Genomic DNA, 19,575 nt, shown 5'->3' on the forward strand with positions numbered 1-19,575 from the left:
GCTCCCGGCTGGACACGTCCCCGACCTGCCTGTTACGACAGGACCTCGACTTCGCTCACCATGCGCCAGTCGCGTTCGAGCGTTCGCACCGCTTGACCGGTGACGCTCACCGTGTCGCTCAGATGAATATCGCGGCTCGAGCTGCCCACCATCAAATCGAAGTCGCCTGGTTCGACGATACGCTCTCCGCGCCCGTCGGTGAAGTTGAGCATGTCGACCGGGATGCGCACACGGACCTGCGTCGAGTCGCCTGCCGCCAGCGGCACGCGCGCGAACGCCTTCAATTCGCGCACCGGCCGCGCCGACGATGCGAGCCGGTCGCGCACATAGATCTGCACCACCTCAGTGCCTTCGCGCGGGCCGAGGTTCTCGACCGTGAAGCTGAGTTCGACCGTGCCGTCGCCGATCGGCACTTCGCGTCGCGCCACGGCGAGACTGCCGTAACGGAACTGCGTATAGCCGAGACCAAAGCCGAACGGGTAGCGGCAACCAAAGTGATAAGCAACCGGCGTACCGGCGCTTTTGAGCCGGTGGTTGTAAGTGTACGGCACGGCCCCGGCGCTCTTCGGCACCGACAACGGCAGGCGTCCGCTGAAATTCGCACGACCCACCAGCAGATCGGCAAGCGCTTCGCCGCCGCGTTCGCCCGGCGCGAACGCCATGATCTGCGCCGCGATCCGGTCCTCCAGACCGCCAAGGTTGTACGGACGCCCGCCCGTCATCACGACGACCGTCGGCGTGCCGCTGTCGACCACGGCAGTCAGCAACGCCTGCTGCACGCCAGGCAGATCCAGACTGTCCGTGTCGGACCCTTCGCCCACCGTGCCGGACTGGAACAATCCCGCGAGATCGCCGACGAACACGATCGCCACGCCGGCCTGCTGCGCGGCGTCGACCGCCGCTGCGATGTGCCCGGTGTCCTGGCTGATCAGCTGGTCGCGGTTCGCGGTGTTCATGGTGTCCAGCGACACGTCACCGGGGAACACCGGCGCGCCCGCACGGCGCTCCGTGATGATGTCGCAGCCACGCGCGTGAATCACGCGCTCGTCGCCGAGCACCTCACGCAGTGCCTGCAACGGCGTGCCGATCGACGCGACCGACTGCTCGCCGGAGTTGATCAGGTGCACCGGGAAACTATAGCCGGCCAGCAGCGCCAGCGGATCATCGGCGGTCGGGCCGATCACGGCGATCTTCGCCGCGCCTTTCGGGTCGAGCGGCAACACGCCGCCTTCGTTGCGCAACAGCACCGCTGATTCGAGCGCCACCTGGTATGCGGTGTCGCCGGCCGATTCGCTTTTCACGTCCACGCGCTCCGGGTCCGCATACGGATTTTCAAACAGGCCGAGACGGAACTTCGTGCGCAGCACTCGCGCAACGGCGGTGTCGATCGTCTCTTCGCTGATCTCGCCGCGCACCAGTGCTTCCTTCAGATGCAGCGCGCACTCATGGCCGGGCAGCTCGACGTCGAGTCCGGCATTGAACGCGAGCGCAGCGGCCGCCGCGCTGTCCGGCGCGACAGCATGATGGCTGTAGAGCAGATCGACAGCCGCATAGTCCGCGACGACCAGGCCATCGAAGCCCCACTTGTCGCGCAACGTATCCGTCAGCAACGTGCGGTCCGCATGACAGGGCACGCCGTCGATGTCGTGATACGCGGGCATGATCGAACCGGCGTCCGCAAGCTTGACCGCCATTTCGAACGGCAGCAGGAACACGTCGTTCAGTTCGCGCAGCCCGACATGCACGGGCGCGTGATTGCGGCCGCCCTCGCTCGCCGAATGGCCGACGAAATGCTTGAGCGTCGCGAGCACGTCGCGGCGTTCGCCTTGCAGCCCCTTGACGTAGTGACATGCGAGTACGCCGACCAGATACGGGTCCTCGCCGAGCGTTTCCTCGGTGCGGCCCCAGCGCGGATCGCGCGATACGTCCAGCACCGGCGCGAGCCCCTGATGGCAACCGATCGAGCGCGCCTGCTCGCCGATGATTTCGCCGACCTCGCCGACCAGACGCGGATTCCACGTCGCCGCGTAGTTCAACGGCGACGGGAACAGCGTGGCGTCCTTGATCATCAGGCCAACCAGACACTCTTCGTGGGACATCACCGGAATGCCGAGGCGCGTGTCGTCCACCATTTGCCGCTGCAACGCGTTGAGCGCGCGTACGCCTTCCTTCGGATCGACCGTGTGCGTGCCGAGCGGGCGCGTGATCTGACCCAGTCCGTGCTGAAGGATCGTTTCGACCGTCACGCCGGCGTCGCCGTGCGCGAAATCCACCGTCCGCGCTTCGTGGTTGCCGTCGGACGACAGCTTCAGCCACGCGGCGTGAAGCTGGGCAATTTTTTCGTCCAGAGTCATGCGCGCCAGCAAATCGGAAACGCGCTCTTCGACGGCGGCCGCGGGGTTGCGGTAGAGCGGTACTTCACTTGGGCGAAGCAACATCGAGAACTCCTTTAAATGATCCTGGTGTACTTAGCGCGTATCGCGCCGACAAATCCGGTTTTCGTCGCGAACGCAAGGCTCCATGATGCTTCGTTCGCATCGTCGCCCTGCATTTCATATTCCTTCCAGAATTTCGCAGTCCTTTAAATTGACTCAACACCAGCTGGACTAGAAATTCGTTGCTTCAAATTCGTTGCGTCGCTAGCGTGACGAAGCGGCCTCGTCAGCGGGAGTGCAAGATCAGTGCAGACGCGGCAGCGCGAAGTCCCGGTCGTCGAACACATGGCATGCGTCCGGCGCGAGGGTCAGCTCGATCCGTTCGTCACGCGTCACGCCGCCGTCGCCCGGCAATTTGGCGATCAGCGGGTTGCCGTCCCGGCTGCCGCCGTCGATATGCACATAGCTGTGTTCGCCCATCCGTTCGACGAGGCGCACCGCGCAGCGGATCGTCTGGGTACCCGCTTGATCGGACGGCAAACCGAGGTGTTCGGGCCGGATGCCCAACGTGACATGCGCACCGACGCTCAGATTGCGGCCGTCGACTTGCGCGCGCACGCGCTCGCCGCTCGTCAGTTCGACTTCAAGACCCGTGGCATCGATCGCGGTGACTACACCCGGCAGGAAGTTCATCTTCGGCGAGCCGATGAAACCCGCCACGAAGCGGCTCTTCGGGCGGTGGTACAGATCGAGCGGCGCGCCGATCTGCGCGATGCTGCCGTGCTTCTCCATTTCCGCGCCGGCGTGCAGCAGCACGATCTTGTCGGCGAGCGCCATCGCTTCGATCTGGTCGTGCGTGACGTAAATCGCGCTCGCCTGACGGAATTCCCGATGCAGGCGCGCGATCTCGATGCGCGTCTGCACGCGCAGCGCCGCGTCGAGATTCGACAGCGGCTCGTCGAACAGGAACACGCCCGGCTCGCGCACGATCGCCCGGCCGATCGCCACGCGCTGGCGCTGCCCACCGGACAGCGCCGCGGGACGACGTTCGAGCAGCCCGTCGAGTTGCAGCGCGGCAGCCGTGCGGCGCACCTTGCTGTCGATCGTCGCCTTGTCGATCTTCGCCTGACGCAAACCGAACGCCATATTCTCGTAGACGCTCATGTGCGGATACAGCGCGTAGTTCTGGAACACCATCGCAACCCGGCGTTCGGCGGGCCGTACGTTGTTCATCAACCGACCGTCGATGCGCAGTTCCCCCTCGGTGATCGATTCGAGTCCGGCGACCATGCGCAATAACGTCGACTTCCCGCATCCCGACGGCCCGAGGAACACGCAGAACTCGTTCTCGCCGACTTCGAGGTGAACGTTGCGAATAATCGGCGAATTGCCTTCGTACGCCTTCTGTACTTTAGTCAGGGTAATGCTTGCCATAGCTCGTTGTGTTCGCGGTTAAATTATCGGACGCTCGCTTCAGCCCGACTGGTCCAGCCGGCCATGCGGCCCGGCTGGCCCCGGTTCATCGTCAGTTCGTCAGCCCTTCAGGGAGCCGGCCATCATGCCCTTGATCAAGCGCTCCTGGCCGAATGCGTAGGCCGCGATCAGCGGCAGCGACGTCATCGTGACGACCGCCAGCATCGCCGGAATGTTCGACGAGTAATGCCCCTGGAAGTCCCATACGGCCAGCGGCAGCGTGCGATGCGGGGGTGTGGAGGTCAGCATGTACGCGAAGATGAACTCGTTCCACAGCGCGATGCCGTTGTAGATCGCAACCGTCGCCAGCCCCGGTGTGGAGAGCGGAAAGAAGATGCGCCAGAAAATCTTGAACGGACCGCAGCCGTCGAGTTGCGCGGCTTCTTCCAGTTCATGCGGAATCTGGCGCATGAACTCCGTCAGGATGAAGATCGAGATCGGCAGACTCAGCGCCACGTACGGTCCGATCAGCGCGAACTGCGTGTCGTAGAGACCGAGGTTGCGGGTCAGCAGATAGATCGGCACGAGCGTCGAGTGCAGAGGCACGATCATCCCAGCGATCATCAGCCCGAACAGCACCTTGTTCAAACGGAAGCGCAAACGCGCGAACACGTAAGCCGCCATTGCGCTCAGCAACACGATCAGCAGAACCGACACCCCGACGACAAAAACGCTATTGCTGAAGTACGTGAGGTAAGGGCCGTTCAGCACCGCCCAGTAGTTGCCGAAATAAACATGGGTCGGCAACGCCCAGACCGGTTCGGAGAAAGTTTCTTCCTGCGTCTTCAGACTCGTCACCACGACGAAGATGAACGGCAACGTCGTGACGGCGAGCCAGATCAAACCCAGCAACGGCACGCCGATGCGGATCCTGGGAAAATGGAGGCGATTTGTTTCAGTGGCCATGCTCAAACTTCCGTTTCGTAACGACGCGTCATGCGCAATGCGATCGCGGCAACCAGCGACACGATGATGAACATCGCGGAGCCGATCGTGCTGCCGTAGCCCAGCTGGAAAGAACTGAACACGGTCCGGTACATATAAGTCGCCATCAGCTCCGACGAGCCTTCCGGGCCACCACCCGTCATCACGTAGATCAGATCGAAATAGCGCAGCGAACCCAGCACCGACAGCAGCACCGCGGTACGGATCGCGCCTTGCAGATGCGGCAGCTTGATGCGCCAGAAGATGGTCCATTCGGAGGCGCCATCGAGGCGCGCCGCTTCGTTCAGTTCAGCGGGCATCGACGACAGTCCGGCGAGAAACAGGATCATGTAGAACGGCACGTTCTGCCAGCAGATCACCGCGATCGTCGATGCGAGCGAGAAGCGTGTGTCGCCGAGCCAATCCTGCGCGAACGAATCAAGGCCGATGGCGTGCAGCGCGACGTTCAGCGGTCCGAAGTTCGGGTCGTAGACGTTCTTGAACAGCACGCCGATCGCGACGCTCGACATCAAGAGCGGCAGGAAGTAAAGAATCTTGAGAATGCGTGAGCCGCGTCCCGCCTTTTCCAGCAGCACGGCCAGCGCGAGCGAGATGGGCAGTTCGATCACGATCGACGTGATCGCGAGAAGCACGTTGTTCCACAGCGAGCGCCAGAAAACCGTGTCCTGTGCGAGATGTGCCCAGTTGGCGAGTCCGACGAAGCGTGAATGCGTACCCAGCCCGGTCCAGTCAACCAGCGAAAGCCGCAGGCTCGACACCAGTGGGTACAGCAGGAAGATCGCCAGCAGCAGCACCGCGGGAGCGAGAAAGACTGTGATCACCAGCCACTGCGACGAAATACGCGCCCGCTCGGCGGGCGCAGTGGAAATTGCAATATTCACAGATCGTGTGTCCCGGCCCGCATCGACCGACGCGGGCCGGGCTCCTCTTCAGACTACGGGTTAGCTTCCCGCCTTCGCGGCGGCTTCCATTTGCTGTGCAGCAGCCTCAGGCGTCACCGACAGGCCGAACAATGCCTGCGACGTATCCTTGTGCAGCTCGCCCAGCTTCGGCGGCAACTCCTGGTCGTACCAGAGCTGCACGTTCGGCGCGTTGGCGATCAACTCTTGCAGGCGCTTCAGGAACGGATCGGTAATGCTGATGTTCTTGACCGGCGGAATCTTCTTGTCGACAACGCGGCCCTGCATCGACGTGTCGTCCGTCATCGTCTGGATCAGCTTGAACGCCGCCTGCGGGTCCTTGCATTCCGTCGAGATGCTCATGAAACCGTCGCCGACGGTGCCGATCACATCGCGCGGGTCGCCCTTGCCGCCCGGCATGCTCGGGAACGGGAAGAAATCGACCTTGCTGGAAAATGCCGGATTCTCGTTCTGGATCGTCGACGCTTCCCAGCCGCCCATCAATTCCATCGCGGCGCGGCCCGAATACAGCAGACGACGCGATGCGCCCACGTCATAGTCGAGACCGTTGTAGCCCTGCGCGAACGCGCCGGCCTTCACCAGCTGCTGGATGTACTTGCCTGCTTCGACGAACACCGGGTCGGCGAAGCTGCCGCCCGGCGCGCGGTCCACAGCCTTGCGGAACACGTCGGGGCCGCCGAGCCGGTCGACGAGGTACATGTAGTACATCGAGCCGGTCCACTTGTTCTTGTTGCTCAACGCGAACGGTGCGATGCCATGCGAGGTCAGCACCTGCACGACGTGCATCAGCTGATCCCAGGTTTGCGGCGGCGTCAGGTTGTATTGCTTGAACAGATCCTTGTTGTAGAAGATCACAGCCGCGGACGCATTTTCCGCAGCCACGCCATACGTCTTCTTGTCGTACGTCACCGCATGCCACGAAGTGGGCAGGAAGCGGTCACGATACGCCGGGTCTTTCTGCAGATACGGCGTGAGGTCGACCACCTGGCCGGCCTTCACATATTCGTGCAACGGACCACCGCCCCACGACTCGAACACGCACGGCGGCTCGCCCGCGCCGAACGCCACTTTCAGCTTGGTCTTGTACGCTTCGTTCAGGACGTGTGAGTCCTCGACCTTGTAGCCGGGGTTCTGATGCTCGAAGCGGTCTGCCGCATCCCGGAGCACTTTGCTCGACGTGACGTTGGTTTGCTGGTCCCACTCCGTAATCGTCTTGCCAGACTGTGCGAACGCACTTGTCGATACGGCTGCCGACAACGAGAATGCGAGCGCCGTAGCGCCGGCAATTGACCGCGCTTTAAAAAAAGCCGGGTGCGCCATGTTTGTGTCCCCTCTCGTGAATATTGGAATACCAACCCAAACGTCTAACGTTAGCCATAACGTTAGCGAATGTTAGGCTCCTGTGTGAAGTGTCGCTATGCGGGATTTTACCTGGTGTTTTGCTGCGGGCCTTGCATATAGCAAAAGGTTCAAAGGTTGCTCGGGCTTTTACGGGGCTCTATCCGAGGCCAGTTCTGGTAGAATGGATTGTATATAAACGGTATGGCTAACGTTAGCAGCGAGTCGATTTCGACATGACCTCTCGTACTCCCTCGTCACGCATGGCAAAGCAGACCCCCACGCTCGAGCACGTCGCCAAGCTCGCCGGCGTGTCCCAGATGACCGCTTCGCGCGCGCTCAATGGCCGTCCAGGCGTGTCGCGGGAGACCCGCGACGAAGTGCTCAGAATCGCGTCGGATATCGGCTACGTGGTAAACCGTACCGCGCAGAAGCTCTCGGGCGGCCGCAACGGCATCATCGGCATCATCACGCCTACCCTCGACACGCAGTTCTCCAGCGAGCTGATCCTCGGCGCTGGTCGAGCCGCGCGCGGCGCGGGTTGCGAGATGCTGGTCTACACCGTGTTCGACGAGGACCGCCATACGCATCACGATCTGCTCGGGCTGATCCAGCAATTCTCGGATGGCATTCTCGCGATTCTGCCGCGCGAGTCGCTGTGTCTCGAAGCGCTCGCTACCGCCAAGGTGCCGGTCGTCGTCGTCGATCAGCGCGGCACGCTGACCGGCTTTCCGTCGGTATCGGTCGACAACTACGGGGGTGCGTGCCTCGCGGTCGAGCATCTGGCGCAACTCGGTCACAAGCGGATCGCGTTCCTCGCGGGGGACGAAACGATCGAAGGCGTGCGCGACAGGCAGCGCGGCTATCACGACACCCTGGCCCGGCTCGGGCTGCCGCGCGAAAACTCGCTGGTCGCCGCCGCCGATCTCTCGCAGATGATGGCGTTCGACGTGACCTTCGACCTGCTCAATCTCGCGGAGCCGCCCACCGCCATTTTCACGGCGAACGATCAAAGCGCGTTTGGTGTGATCGCCGCGATCAGGGAAGCGGGCTTGCGCGTGCCGGACGACATCTCGGTGATCGGCTTCGACGACATTCCGATGTCGGAACAATTCCATCCGGCGCTCACGACGATCCGCCAACCGTTCCAGCAAATGGCGCGCTCGGCGGTCAATACGCTGCTCGCACAGATCGCCGGCATCGGCGCGGCCTCGCAGCGCATTACGCTGCCGGCGGAGCTGGTGGTGCGCGACTCCACCGGACCGGTTCGCACCAGACAGCGCCGCCGCGCGCGTCACCAGATCGTCTCCACGTAAGTCGACGCGCGCACCTTCGCATCTGATGTGACGAGCGCGCCGCCAAACGTGCGGGCGGTCGCGACGATCAACCGCTGGTGCGAAGTCAGCGCAGGCGACAGCCTCGCCGCGCGCAATGCGATCTCGGTGTCGACCGGGACCATCCGCACACCTTCCATCGACACGAAAGTGGAGAGCCAGCTGCGCGCGTCCATCGACAGTCCGAGCCGGCCGTCCTTGACGAACTCAGCGATTTCGAGCGCGCTGATCGCCGAAATCAGGATCTCGCCGCCATCCAGTTCCCGATCTATCGCATCGTGCGCGGCCTGACTCAACGCTTTCTGTCTGCCCAGCCAGCACACCAGCGCCAGCGTATCGAGCGTATTCATCGCTCTTCCTGCTCCGCCGCGGCCGGCACGGGCGAGTGCTTCATGTTGAAATGCACGATCGAAGCGCGCAACAGCTCGAGCGGATTCTCCTGCTTGTTGCGATAAGGCCTGATCTCGATTGTAGGTTGCCCACGGTCGGTGACGACAACGGTCTCCCCCAGCATCTCCACCTGCCGGAACAGTTCACATGCTCTCGACTTGAAGATGGCCTTCGATACTCTCTTTTCCATTGCGCTCTCCACCCAGACAATTCATACGGCTATTTTTTTGGATCGGGCCGAAACGCTTTGCGGTCGCGGCCAGATATTCGTTATCAACCTGCAACTACGGCCGGGAAGCTCTCTCGGGCTTCCTAACCTTCAAACACTACCGCGACATCGTTCGGCTCGGACATTGCAATTGATGAGGGAATGCTTTGCGCCCTCATGCGGCCCGAGCGTCAGCGCGACCGTGCTCGGACGGCCCTGATCGATATCCGCCCTCGTGAGACGAATTAGAAGAAGACATGCAACGTTATCCGTAACGTTAAATCATGTTAATCGTGGGTATCAAACGCCGCCATGCGGAGTTTACCTAGTCTGCCAAATCTGCCTCAGCGGGCCGCTTAGGGCCGTGCAGTGGGCCTCGAGAAGTCGAAAGCAAGCTGCAAGCTTCAAGTAACATCTAGCCGAAAAGGGCACGGTAGCGCTAACGTTAAACCGTCGTCGAACACCATGAGATAGCCCTCCGCATTCGGCAAGCGTATCGAGCGCAATCACGTCTCCTCCCACTCCACCGAATCTGGCTGGGACGCTTGCCTGGCATCGAAATGCACGATCGACGCGCGCAACAGTTCGAGCGGATTCGCCTGCTTGTTGCAGTACGGCCGGATCTCGATGGTGGGTTGCCCGCGGTCCGTCACGACCACGGTTTCACCCAGCATCTCGACCTGCCTGAACAGTTCGCATGCCCTGGACTTGAAAATGGCTTTCGATACTCTCTTTTCCATTGCGCTCTCCACCCAGACAATTCATACGGCTATTTTTTTGGAATCGAGCCGGTTACAGGTCACGGCCGGATCTTCGTTATCAATCTCGTCAAACCACTGCCTGAAGATGTCCTCCCACTTCACTGCGTTCGAACGCCACCGCCGTGCCGTTCGCGTCGAACAGCGTGGCCGCCGAAGCCGCCAGCCTGATGCCGATCCGCGCGCCGATCGCGTGCTGCGCATCCTTCTTGTCGAGCTTCAGCGAAATCGCCTGACCCATACCGTCGAGGTGAGCGTGCAGAAGCGATACGTCGCCCAGATGCTCGACGAGTTCGACACGCGCGGGCAACCCTTCGCCCGTTGCGCCGATGCCGAGATGCTCGGCGCGCACCCCGAGCGTCAGCTTGCCGGTGAGCGAGCGGCCCGGGCGGCCAGGCAGCACGATCTGGTCGCTGCCGCCGCCCAGCGTGATGACGGTTTGCGTTTCGCTTTGCGATACGAGCGCGGCGGGCAGCATGTTCATCTGCGGCGAACCGATGAAGCCGCCGACGAAGCGATTCACCGGCCGGTCGTACAGATCGAGCGGCGCGCCGATCTGCTCGATATGCCCCTTGTTGAAGACGACGATTTTCTCGCCCAGCGTCATGGCCTCGACCTGATCGTGCGTCACGTAGATCATCGTCGTGCCGAGTTCGCGGTGCAGCTTCGCGAGTTCGATTCGCATCTGCACGCGCAGCGCCGCGTCGAGATTCGATAACGGCTCGTCGAACAGGAACACGCGGGGCTTGCGCACGATCGCCCGTCCTATCGCCACGCGTTGCCGCTGGCCGCCCGAGAGCGCCTTGGGTTTGCGCTCGAGCAGGTGATTGATTTGCAAAATCTCCGCGGCGCGTCCGACCGCTTCGCGCACTTCCTGCTTCGACTTGCCCGACAGCTTCAGCGAGAAGCCCATGTTTTCCGCGACCGTCATATGCGGATAGAGCGCATAGCTCTGAAATACCATCGAAATGCCGCGATCGGCGGGCTGCAGGTCGTTGACCCGCACACCATCGATCAGAATGTCACCGCCGCTCACCGATTCGAGCCCGGCGATCATGCGCAGCATGGTCGACTTGCCGCAGCCGGACGGTCCGACGAAGACCGTGAACTGGCCGTCCGGAATGTGCAGATCGATGCCCTCAATGACCTGAGGCCCTTCACCATACGTCTTGGCGACGTTGCGCAGTACGAGTTCGCCCATTGCTAGCTTCTCCTGATTCCTTATGCTTGCGCTCCCGCGCGACATTGCCCTCAAGCACGTCACGCGTTTGCGATGCGGGTAACTTCGCCCTAGCGCGACGTGGCCACGCCGGCGTGTTGAGCAATCACATCCCGATACCAGTGCGCGCTGTCTTTCGGCGTGCGCTGCTGGCTTGCGTAGTCGACGTACACCATGCCGAAGCGCTTGTCGTAGCCGGACGCCCATTCGAAGTTGTCCATCAGGCTCCATGCGAAATAACCGGCGACGTCGACGCCCTTTTGAGCCGCATCCGACAACGCGGCGAGATGCAGGTCGTAAAAGCGGACACGCTCGGCGTCGCGGATGCAGCCGTTGTCCAGTACGTCCTTCGCCGCACAGCCGTTTTCGGTGATGTAGATGGGCGGCAGCTTGTAGTTCGCGTCCAGCTGCGTCAGCAATTCGGTCAGGCCTTGCGGATAGACTTCCCAGTCCATGTCCGTGAAGCCGAGCACGCCCGGCGGCCGTTTATCACCGGATGCGCTGGCGAAAATCCGCGTGTAGTAGTTAACGCCGAGGAAGTCCATCGGTGTGCCGATGATGCCGAAGTCGCCGTCGCGAATCACCTCTTGCGGGCCGTTCTCGCCGTACCACTGCAACGCCTCGGCCGGATATTGGCCCTTGAAGAGCGGGTCCATGTACCAGCTCACGAACTTCGCGTATTCGAGCGACGCGGTAGCCTGGTCTTCGGGTGAGTCGGTCGCGCCATGCGCGGGCGACTGGTTGAGCACGATGCCCAGCGGCGCCTTCACGCCATCGGCGCGCAGCGCCTGCAACGCAAGGCCGTGCGACAGCAGCAGATGGTGCGACACGTGCGCGGCTTGCTTCAGGCTCGCGTTGCCCGGCGCGAAGTAGCCGGTCGCATTGCCGAGCCACGCAGTGCACCACGGCTCGTTGTGCGTGGCGATCGACGCCACGCGGTCGCCGAGCACGCTGCCAATCTTGCGAGCGTAGTCCGCGAAGCGGTAGGCGGTGTCGCGGTTTTCCCAGCCGTTCTGCGTCTCCTGCAATGCGAGCGGCAAGTCCCAGTGATACAGCGTCGCGAACGGCTGAATGCCGCGCTTGAGCAGCCCGTCGACGAGACGTTCGTAGAACGCCAGGCCTTTCTCGTTGAACGCGCCACGGCCGTCGGGTTGAACGCGCGGCCATGCGATCGAGAAGCGATAGGCCTGGACGCCCAGGTCGGCCATCATGTCGAGGTCCTGCTCGAGACGATGGTAGTGATCGCAGGCGACATCCCCGTTCTGGCCGTTCACGACCTTGCCCGGCACTTTGCAGAACGCGTCCCAGATCGAAGGGCCGCGGCCGTCATCATGCGCTGCGCCTTCAATCTGATAGGAGCTGGTGGCGACGCCCCAGACGAAGTCTTCTTTGAAACGATATGTCGACATGAATGATGTTGTCCTGATTGTCATACCCGTGAGGGCTCGAAGTAAGTCGTTTGCAACAGCGTCAGGCCTTGACCGCGCCGGTCGTCAGACCGTCGATCAGCCGGCGTGAGGTGAACGCGAACAGCACGAGCAGCGGCAGCACCGCAACCGCCGAGCCCGCCATCACCGCCCCCCAATCCGAATTGGTCGGGCTCTGCAAGATGCGCAGCGCAAGCGGCAGCGTGTACATGGACGGCGAGCGCAGCACGACGAGCGCCGACAAAAAGTTGTTCCATGCCTGGATGAAGCTGATGAGCCCAAGCGTGCCCAGCGCCGGTCCCAGCAGCGGCAGCACCACGCTCCAGTAAATGCGGAATTCGCCGCAACCGTCGATGCGCGCCGCCTCGATGAGATCCGACGGAATCGCCGACGCAACGTACTGGCGCATCAGGAACACACCGAGCGCGGCGGCCGCGCCGGGCACGTACAGCGCGCGCGGCTGGTTGATCCAGCCCAGCAGGTTCATCGTCATGAAGGTCGGGATCATGCTGAGGAACGGCGGAACCAGCATCGCCGTCAACGCGACCGCGAACAGTGTCTTCTTGAAGCGGAACTCGTACATCGCGAATGCATAGCCCGCCATCGATGTGACCAGCAGCGTCAGCAACGTCTGCAGCGTCGCCGTGTAGAAGCTCCAGCCGAGGTTGCGCCAGAACGGAATGTGCCGCATCAGCGACGCCATGTTGTCCAGAAACGCGTTGCCGAACCACAGCGGCGGCGGCATCGAGAAGATCTCAGAGCTGGTGTGCGTCGCGAACACAAACATGAAGTAGAACGGCGAGAACATCAGCAGCGCGCCAGCCATCACGATGGCGTAGCCGGTATAGCGCGCCTTGTTGTTCGACAGTTTCATCGCTGGTTCTCCTCGTTCATGCCGCTGCGGTGAAAGATGCGTGTGTTCAGCCACATCAGCGCGGCAATCGTGATGAACAGCAGCCACGCGATCGAACTCGCGGTACCGAAATCGCCGTCGTGGAACGCCATGCGGTACATGTAGACCGCCGTGGTCAGTCCCGACTGGCTCGTGCCCATGCCCTCGTTCGGCAGCAGGATGAACGGCTCTTCGAACAATTGCAGACCGCCGATGATGGACAACGGCACCGCGAAGAAAATCATCGTCTTGATGAGCGGAATCGTGATGCGCGTGAACTGCTGCCAGCCGTTAGCGCCGTCGATCTTCGCCGCCTCGTAGAGATCCTTCGGAATGCTTTGCAGCGCGGAGAGATAAAGCACCGTATTCCAGCCGACATAACGCCAGAAGATCACCAGCGACACCGCCGGTTTGACGTTGGGCGGGCTGTACAGCCATTCGATCGGATGAGCGGGGACGATCCAGTGCAGGCCCGGCAACTTGCCGATCGCCGCAATGGCGAGATTGATCATGCCGAAGTCGGTCGAGTACAGCGACGAGAAGATCAACGCGATCGCCACGCTCGACGTGATGAACGGCAGGAAGTACAGACCGACGACGAAATTGCGCCAGCGGCGAAACGCGGTCTGCAGGAAAAACGCGAGCGGCAGCGCAATCAGGTGTTGCGGCAAGCCGGACATGATCGCCATCGACGCCGTGTTGTAGAGGGATTTCCAGTACCACGGATCGGTCAGCGTGAAGATGAAGTTCGACAGGCCCACCCACTTCATGCTCGCGAGGCCCGCAGTCGCGTCCCAGCTCTGGAACGACAGGTACAGCGAGAACAGCAGCGGAAAGGCGATGAACAAACCGAACAACAGAAAAAACGGAGCGATAAACAGGTAAGGCGCGATCTTCACCGGGTTGACCAGTGATTTCCTGCGCGGCGCCGTCAGCGGCGCGTGCAGGTCGCTGAGGCGCCCGTTATGGGCGGCCGGCTCGGGTGTGGGCAGCGAAAGGCTCATCTGGGGTTCCGTCCAGTCTGGCGTGGCGGCCGAACGGCGCCGGCCACGCTATTGCAAAACTTCAACACGGCGCGCACGGCGCCGCGCTGTTTCCTCAACGCCGGACGCGATGCGCGATCTGGTCCTGTGCTTCTTTCAGCGCCGTGTCGATGTCCACGTTGTCGTCGACGACCTTGTCGAGCGCCGAGTGGACCGCTTCCTCGGCCACCTGGTCGTACTTGCTGCGCTGGATCGACGGAATGTGAGCGGCGGCGTCGCGCCAGATCAGTCGGGCCTTCTCATTGCCAAGGAACGAAACCGGCTCGGCGAAGAACGAATCGTTCTGTGCGGCGAGCAATGCGGGGAACGCATCGATCGAGCGGAACGACGCGAGCTGCGTGTCCTGGCGGGTCGTCAGGAACTTGATGAATTCCCACGACATCGGCTTCTGGGTCGCCTTCGCCGGAATCGCGTAGAAGGTGCCGCCGAACGAGGCGTACGCGTTGTTCGGCAAATTGGCCGCGCGCCACAGACCCTTCGTGTCCGGCGCGATCCACGACGACAGGTGGCCGCCGAGCCACGCGCCCATCATCTGCGTGGCGACGGTGCCGCGCTTGAAGCTTTCGGCCCATTCGTTCGACCACGGCGTGATCTTCGCGTCGAGGCCGAGGTCGCGTGCCTTCTTCGCAAGCTTGAATGCGTTGACGAAGCGCGCCGACGTGACCACCGGGTTGCCGGCCTTGTCGAAGTAGACGCCGTCGCCTTCCTTCAGGTCGGCACGAATGTAGATATCCTCAATATCGCGCGACGAAGCCATCAGGTAAGCGCCAGTGGCCTTCTTGATCTTCTGGCCCGCGGCGAGATACGAATCCCACGACTTGTTCAGGTCGGCTTCGGTGACGCCCGCCTTGTCGAGAATGTCCTTGCGGTAGAACAGCGTGCCCGGGCCGATGTCCGCCGGCATGCCGACGATCACGCCGTCCTGGGTGGTGGCCTGCGCAAACGTGTAGCGGATGAACTCGCTCTTGTACTGGCCGGCGTTGTACGGCGCCTTCGACAAGTCCTCCAGACCGCCGCCCGACGCGAACCGGCCGATGAAGCCGACTTCGACCGCCATCACGTCGGGCAGATCGGAGCTGGTTGCGAGCGCGGTGGTCATCGCGTTGTGGTGGTCGGCGATCGCGAGCGACGACACCTTGATGTCGACATCGGGATGCAGCTTCTTCCATGCGGGCAGCGCGTCCTTGATTTCCTGATCCAGCTTCGGAAAGACCGCCACCGTCAACGTGGTGTTGGCTTGCGCGCCGGCTGCTGCCAGGCTGAGCAGGACTGCGGCGGCAGCAGCCGAAATGCGAAAGTTCATTACTTGTCTCCTGTTGAACCGTTTGTAGATTGCGTTCGGTTATTTCCAGTTGCTTCTTGTGCTTTTCTTGCGACCTGCTTACGACTCTTTAAATATTTCCTGTCTTTTGAAAGCGCTTTCAAGACTTCACAAAAAAAAACGCCCCGAGGGGTTTCGCAGCGCTCATGGCCGCTCAATGGCTAGTTCGGCGAGCCTTTGCTGCGGATGGCGGCGCCCATCGGCGCGTTGTTTCGCGAATCACCAGCGTGAGCGGAATCGTCTTCAGTGCGATGGGTTGCTTGCGGATCATCTGCACGATCGCCTGTGCCGCGAGCCGCCCGATCTCGTAGGTGGGCTGGCGGACCGTGGTCAACGGCGGAGTCATATACGACGAGGTCGGCAGATCGTCGAAGCCGACCAGCGAGATGTCTTCCGGCACCCGCAAGCCACGGCGGAAAATCGTCAGACGCGCGCCATAGGCGCTCTGATCGTTCGAGCAGAACACGGCGCTAAACGATGGGCCGCGCGCAAGGAGCCGCTCCATCGCCGCCACGCCGCCGGTCTCCAGATAGTCGCCCTGCTCGACGAGCTCAGCGTCAAACGCAATACCCGCTTCTTCGAGCGCCATCCGGTAACCGTCGAGACGCTCGATGGCATCCTCGTGATTGGGCGGACCGGCGATGAATGCGATCCTGCGGTGACCTTGCTCGATCAGATGCCGGGTCGCGTCGCGAGCCCCTTGCAGGTTGTCGAGCGGCAAGCTCGCGAGGGACGCGCTGTTTTGCACGGAGCGTCCGAGCACGAGCAGCGGCGCGTGCCGTGAGTAATCGATCAAGGACGACTCATCGAGTTGGGCATGCAACAGAATCATGCCGTCGACGCGGCGCGCGATGAACTGCTCCAGGCGCGCCATCTCATCCTTGACGCTCCAGCGGCTGCTGACGAAGAGCGCGGTGTAGCCCGTCTCCGACAAACCGTCTTCGATACCGCGCAGCCACTCCGCGTAGAACGGGCTGGACACGGTTTGTGTGAGTACGCCGATGGTGTCGGTCTTGCCGCTCGCGAGGCTGCGCGCCAACACGTTCGGCCGGTAGTTGAACCGCGCGATAGCCTGCTCCACCGCTTTCTGCTTGGCCGGCAGCACGCGCGCCGTGCCGTTCAGAATGCGCGACACCGTGCTCGGAGAAACGCCGGCTGCCCGCGCGATTTCCTCTAGTGTCACATTGGGTGGGGTGGTGTCGTCGTCGATCATGAGCAACAGAATACGATCTTTGAAAGCGCTTTCAAACGTGAGTAAACCCTAGTCCATTGCGCGTGAAATTCAACGCTGCCGGCGAAAAAACAGCCAGTGCGACGAGGGTGGAGGAAGCGTCGCACTGGCCTCTCTACGAAAGAGATATAAGCAGTACCTGAAACTCAGAGATCACTACGATTGCCGGTCAAGGCAAGCCCTACTTAGAACGTTGTCATGATGCCGGCGAAGACACCAGTCTGGCTGTGGCCGTAGTCCGGGTTGCCGTTGGACGACGTGCCGGTAGCCGAATTGAAGTTGTTGTTGCCGTACGGACCGTTGCCGAGGTTCAGGTTCGACGTCGAGCTGTTGTGGACGTAGCCGGCTTCCGTGTACAGGAATGTGCGCTTGGACAGCGCGTACGTCGCAGCCAGCGTGAACAGCGTCGCGTTGCCGTTGCCGTTGTTCGCGTTCGCGTGGAACACCGCGCCGGTCAGCGCCGTGGCGTTGGTCACCTGCCATGCCGCGCCGAACCATTCGTGGTTGACGCTGGTCGGTGCGCTCACGCCGATCGGCTGCGATGCGTCGGTCACGCCCACGCTCGCGTTGGTCGCGTCTGGTGCGCTCAGGTGCTGGTAGCCGGCGTACAGCTTCACCGGACCGATCACATACGTGCCGCCGGCGAGAACCGACCGCGAAGCAGAGTAGACGTTGTTGAATGAACCGTTCGCGCCGCGGACTTCGTCGTAAATCACGCGGAAGTCGCCGCTGCCGAAGGTGTAGACGCCTTCGACCGCATTGGTACGGCCCTGGCCCGTCGGAACGCCTTGGGCGTTAACCGGTGCCGAGTTCCAGCTCGTATTGTTGGTCAGCGAATATTGGCCCTTCAGGACCAGGCCGCCGAGCAGCACAGGCGAGTTGTACTCCGCGCCGTTGCTGGTGCTCGCCCAGTTGCGGCCGCGCACCAAAGTCGAGATTGCGTAACGCTGCATCAGCTGCGGGTCGGTGCCCCAGCTGTCTTGCGACAGTTCGCCGGCGCCGAGATTACCCATCTTGAACAGACCGAAACGGTCGTTGGTGAAGCCCACCGTAGCGTGGCGACCGAACAGATTACCCGCCGAAGCGCCAGTCATCGTGTTCAGCTGGCCTTCCAACTGGAAGACCGCCTTCGTGCCGCCGCCCAGATCTTCCGCACCTTCCAGGCCGAACCACGAGCAACCCCAGTTGCCGCTCTCGGCAGCCCACGCGTGGCCGCCCGGAATGCCGGTTTCGAACTGGATGCCGTTGTCGATACGTCCATACAGTGTGACGCTGCTCTGCGCGTGGGCCACCGTCGCAGTTGCCATCATGGACAAAGCAAGAACCTCTTTTTTCATTAGATATCCTATATACATTTTGGCGTCTCCAAGCCGCTCAGGATGTGTCCTGACTGGGTACACTCCCCGCTTTGCTGAAATGTCCGCTTCACATTTCGAGGCGATTATAGGGACGCCAATTGCGCCGCGTATCAATCTTCCGTGTCAGGGAAAACGCTGTCGTACATAGCTGTTGCGCATGTTTCAATGAAGAAGTAGCACGCGCTTCGTGACCATCACGTGGTGGTCATCTGCCTGGCAAATCCGTTTGAATCCGTACACTGAAAAACCGCGCGAAGGCCGCGTTTTGGCGTCGCGCGGGCTAGCAAGACGCGTCGAGCCATTCGAACGCGCGCGCAAGCCGATTTTGATGTGGTGCGAATGCAACGACGAACTGCGATCCGCATTCGAGATCGACGTGCGTGTTGACAGAATTTTTCCGGTCCGAGCAACGGCCACTGTCGAATTCAACGGCGAGCAAGTACCCGATGGACATCCCCACAGCGCTTCTCGCCGCCTTCCAGCAAGCGTTGGCATTCGGGACTATGATCAACAAACAGGACGCCGATGACGGCGGCCAACGAGCCGTGCTCCACTCGACAAACATGGTTGATTGCGAGTCTGCAAGCGCGTTCACAAGGCTTATTCGCTTTTCGCGGATTTCACCGCTCAGGCCATGCCTCGTTCCGCTTGAACGGGTCCGCGCCACGCAGTAAATCCAACGCCGCGTTCCGACGATGAACGCGCAAGCTTTTCGCCGGGCGACAACAAATCCGCCAAACGTCCCGACAGACAAAAACCCCGAACGCTCCATCGTTAGAGATGGGTGTGCCTGGAGCGGACAGGGACTTTTGTCATCCACTTCCGCGGCCCCTCGTAGAGTCGGACCGGAAGACTTGCTGCCGGAGTTCGCCGGCACACCTGCCTATCTGCAAGGAGGTATCGTGAAAATAGCTATTGCTTCCACTCTCGCATTGTTGATTTCCAGCGCCATCGCACCCGCGGTCCATGCCGACGGCGATTCGTCGGCCGCCGACCGGCAACTCGCACATAACGTCCGTGTCAGCTTCGCGCATAGCGGCGTCAGCATGTCTCACGTATTCGTCTTTGCGCGATCGGGAGAGATCACGCTGATCGGATGGGTGCCCGAGCGCACGCAGGTCGCGCTGGCTGAACAGACTGCCCACACGGTGGACGGTGTCACGTCGGTGAACAACCTGCTCTCGCGATCGGGGGGAAGATTGAATTGACGTTGAAATCAAACGACACCGCTGCGCGGACGACAGTCAAACCGTCCGCGCGCTAAACATCGGTCTGCCTCGGCAGCTTTGATCGTCTGGGGAATGGACCTGCGCTTGAACGCTTGAATAACAGCGAGGTCATGT

18 protein-coding genes are annotated in these 19,575 nt (G+C 61.8%); 3 read left to right on the forward strand and 15 right to left on the reverse strand.

What is annotated here, in order from left to right; all coding sequences use genetic code 11:
• Positions 1 to 32: 32 nt before the first annotated feature.
• The 5 genes from P0D89_RS22945 to P0D89_RS22965 form a co-directional block, all read right to left on the reverse strand.
• Positions 33 to 2,438: a glycoside hydrolase family 3 N-terminal domain-containing protein gene (locus P0D89_RS22945; protein WP_408361516.1), complete on the reverse strand. Its 2,406-nt coding sequence runs from the start codon at positions 2,436 to 2,438 to the stop codon at positions 33 to 35.
• A 240-nt stretch (positions 2,439 to 2,678) separates the two neighbouring features.
• On the reverse strand, positions 2,679 to 3,809 hold the full coding sequence (locus tag P0D89_RS22950) for an ABC transporter ATP-binding protein (protein ID WP_408361517.1): 1,131 nt from the start codon (positions 3,807 to 3,809) through the stop codon (positions 2,679 to 2,681).
• A 99-nt stretch (positions 3,810 to 3,908) separates the two neighbouring features.
• Positions 3,909 to 4,754: a carbohydrate ABC transporter permease gene (locus P0D89_RS22955; RefSeq protein WP_408361518.1), complete on the reverse strand. Its 846-nt coding sequence runs from the start codon at positions 4,752 to 4,754 to the stop codon at positions 3,909 to 3,911.
• A 2-nt stretch (positions 4,755 to 4,756) separates the two neighbouring features.
• Positions 4,757 to 5,674: a carbohydrate ABC transporter permease gene (locus P0D89_RS22960; RefSeq protein ID WP_408361519.1), complete on the reverse strand. Its 918-nt coding sequence runs from the start codon at positions 5,672 to 5,674 to the stop codon at positions 4,757 to 4,759.
• A gap of 60 nt (positions 5,675 to 5,734) precedes the next feature.
• On the reverse strand, positions 5,735 to 7,033 hold the full coding sequence (locus P0D89_RS22965) for an extracellular solute-binding protein (RefSeq protein WP_408377216.1): 1,299 nt from the start codon (positions 7,031 to 7,033) through the stop codon (positions 5,735 to 5,737).
• A gap of 254 nt (positions 7,034 to 7,287) precedes the next feature.
• Between P0D89_RS22965 and P0D89_RS22970 the strand changes: the two genes are divergently transcribed.
• On the forward strand, positions 7,288 to 8,367 hold the full coding sequence (locus tag P0D89_RS22970; protein WP_408377218.1) for a LacI family DNA-binding transcriptional regulator: 1,080 nt from the start codon (positions 7,288 to 7,290) through the stop codon (positions 8,365 to 8,367).
• On the opposite strand, the gene P0D89_RS22975 is transcribed toward P0D89_RS22970, so the two are convergent.
• The 10 genes from P0D89_RS22975 to P0D89_RS23020 form a co-directional block, all read right to left on the reverse strand.
• Entirely contained in the window at positions 8,346 to 8,735 is a 390-nt protein-coding gene (locus tag P0D89_RS22975; protein WP_408361522.1) for a type II toxin-antitoxin system VapC family toxin, read from the reverse strand. The genes P0D89_RS22970 and P0D89_RS22975 overlap by 22 nt on opposite strands.
• Positions 8,732 to 8,965: a type II toxin-antitoxin system Phd/YefM family antitoxin gene (locus P0D89_RS22980; RefSeq protein WP_408361523.1), complete on the reverse strand. Its 234-nt coding sequence runs from the start codon at positions 8,963 to 8,965 to the stop codon at positions 8,732 to 8,734. The genes P0D89_RS22975 and P0D89_RS22980 overlap by 4 nt, the downstream gene beginning before the upstream one ends.
• 524 nt (positions 8,966 to 9,489) lie before the next feature.
• Positions 9,490 to 9,723: a type II toxin-antitoxin system Phd/YefM family antitoxin gene (locus tag P0D89_RS22985; protein ID WP_408361524.1), complete on the reverse strand. Its 234-nt coding sequence runs from the start codon at positions 9,721 to 9,723 to the stop codon at positions 9,490 to 9,492.
• 88 nt (positions 9,724 to 9,811) lie between these two features.
• On the reverse strand, positions 9,812 to 10,942 hold the full coding sequence (locus P0D89_RS22990; RefSeq protein WP_408361525.1) for an ABC transporter ATP-binding protein: 1,131 nt from the start codon (positions 10,940 to 10,942) through the stop codon (positions 9,812 to 9,814).
• An 89-nt stretch (positions 10,943 to 11,031) separates the two neighbouring features.
• Positions 11,032 to 12,369: a GH1 family beta-glucosidase gene (locus P0D89_RS22995; protein ID WP_408361526.1), complete on the reverse strand. Its 1,338-nt coding sequence runs from the start codon at positions 12,367 to 12,369 to the stop codon at positions 11,032 to 11,034.
• A 61-nt stretch (positions 12,370 to 12,430) separates the two neighbouring features.
• Complete coding sequence (locus P0D89_RS23000; protein ID WP_408361527.1) at positions 12,431 to 13,261, reverse strand: carbohydrate ABC transporter permease; 831 nt, start codon at positions 13,259 to 13,261, stop codon at positions 12,431 to 12,433.
• A complete protein-coding gene (locus P0D89_RS23005; RefSeq protein WP_408361528.1) occupies positions 13,258 to 14,283 on the reverse strand; it encodes a carbohydrate ABC transporter permease in 1,026 nt (341 codons plus the stop codon). Before P0D89_RS23005 ends, P0D89_RS23000 begins: the two co-directional genes overlap by 4 nt.
• A 94-nt stretch (positions 14,284 to 14,377) precedes the next feature.
• On the reverse strand, positions 14,378 to 15,625 hold the full coding sequence (locus P0D89_RS23010; protein WP_408361529.1) for an ABC transporter substrate-binding protein: 1,248 nt from the start codon (positions 15,623 to 15,625) through the stop codon (positions 14,378 to 14,380).
• Positions 15,626 to 15,797: 172 nt separating this feature from the next.
• Positions 15,798 to 16,856 (reverse strand): LacI family DNA-binding transcriptional regulator, encoded by a 1,059-nt coding sequence (locus P0D89_RS23015; protein WP_408361567.1) that lies wholly within the window; start codon positions 16,854 to 16,856, stop codon positions 15,798 to 15,800.
• 203 nt (positions 16,857 to 17,059) lie between these two features.
• On the reverse strand, positions 17,060 to 18,211 hold the full coding sequence (locus tag P0D89_RS23020; protein WP_408361530.1) for a porin: 1,152 nt from the start codon (positions 18,209 to 18,211) through the stop codon (positions 17,060 to 17,062).
• A gap of 208 nt (positions 18,212 to 18,419) precedes the next feature.
• Between P0D89_RS23020 and P0D89_RS23025 the strand changes: the two genes are divergently transcribed.
• Both P0D89_RS23025 and P0D89_RS23030 read left to right on the forward strand, forming a co-directional pair.
• Positions 18,420 to 18,761: a hypothetical protein gene (locus tag P0D89_RS23025; RefSeq protein WP_408361531.1), complete on the forward strand. Its 342-nt coding sequence runs from the start codon at positions 18,420 to 18,422 to the stop codon at positions 18,759 to 18,761.
• A 325-nt stretch (positions 18,762 to 19,086) separates the two neighbouring features.
• Positions 19,087 to 19,440 (forward strand): BON domain-containing protein, encoded by a 354-nt coding sequence (locus P0D89_RS23030; protein WP_408377220.1) that lies wholly within the window; start codon positions 19,087 to 19,089, stop codon positions 19,438 to 19,440.
• The last annotated feature ends 135 nt before the right edge of the window (positions 19,441 to 19,575 follow it).

Origin of the sequence: Paraburkholderia sp. RL18-085-BIA-A (assembly GCF_046027075.1) — a bacterium.
GTDB lineage: Bacteria > Pseudomonadota > Gammaproteobacteria > Burkholderiales > Burkholderiaceae > Paraburkholderia.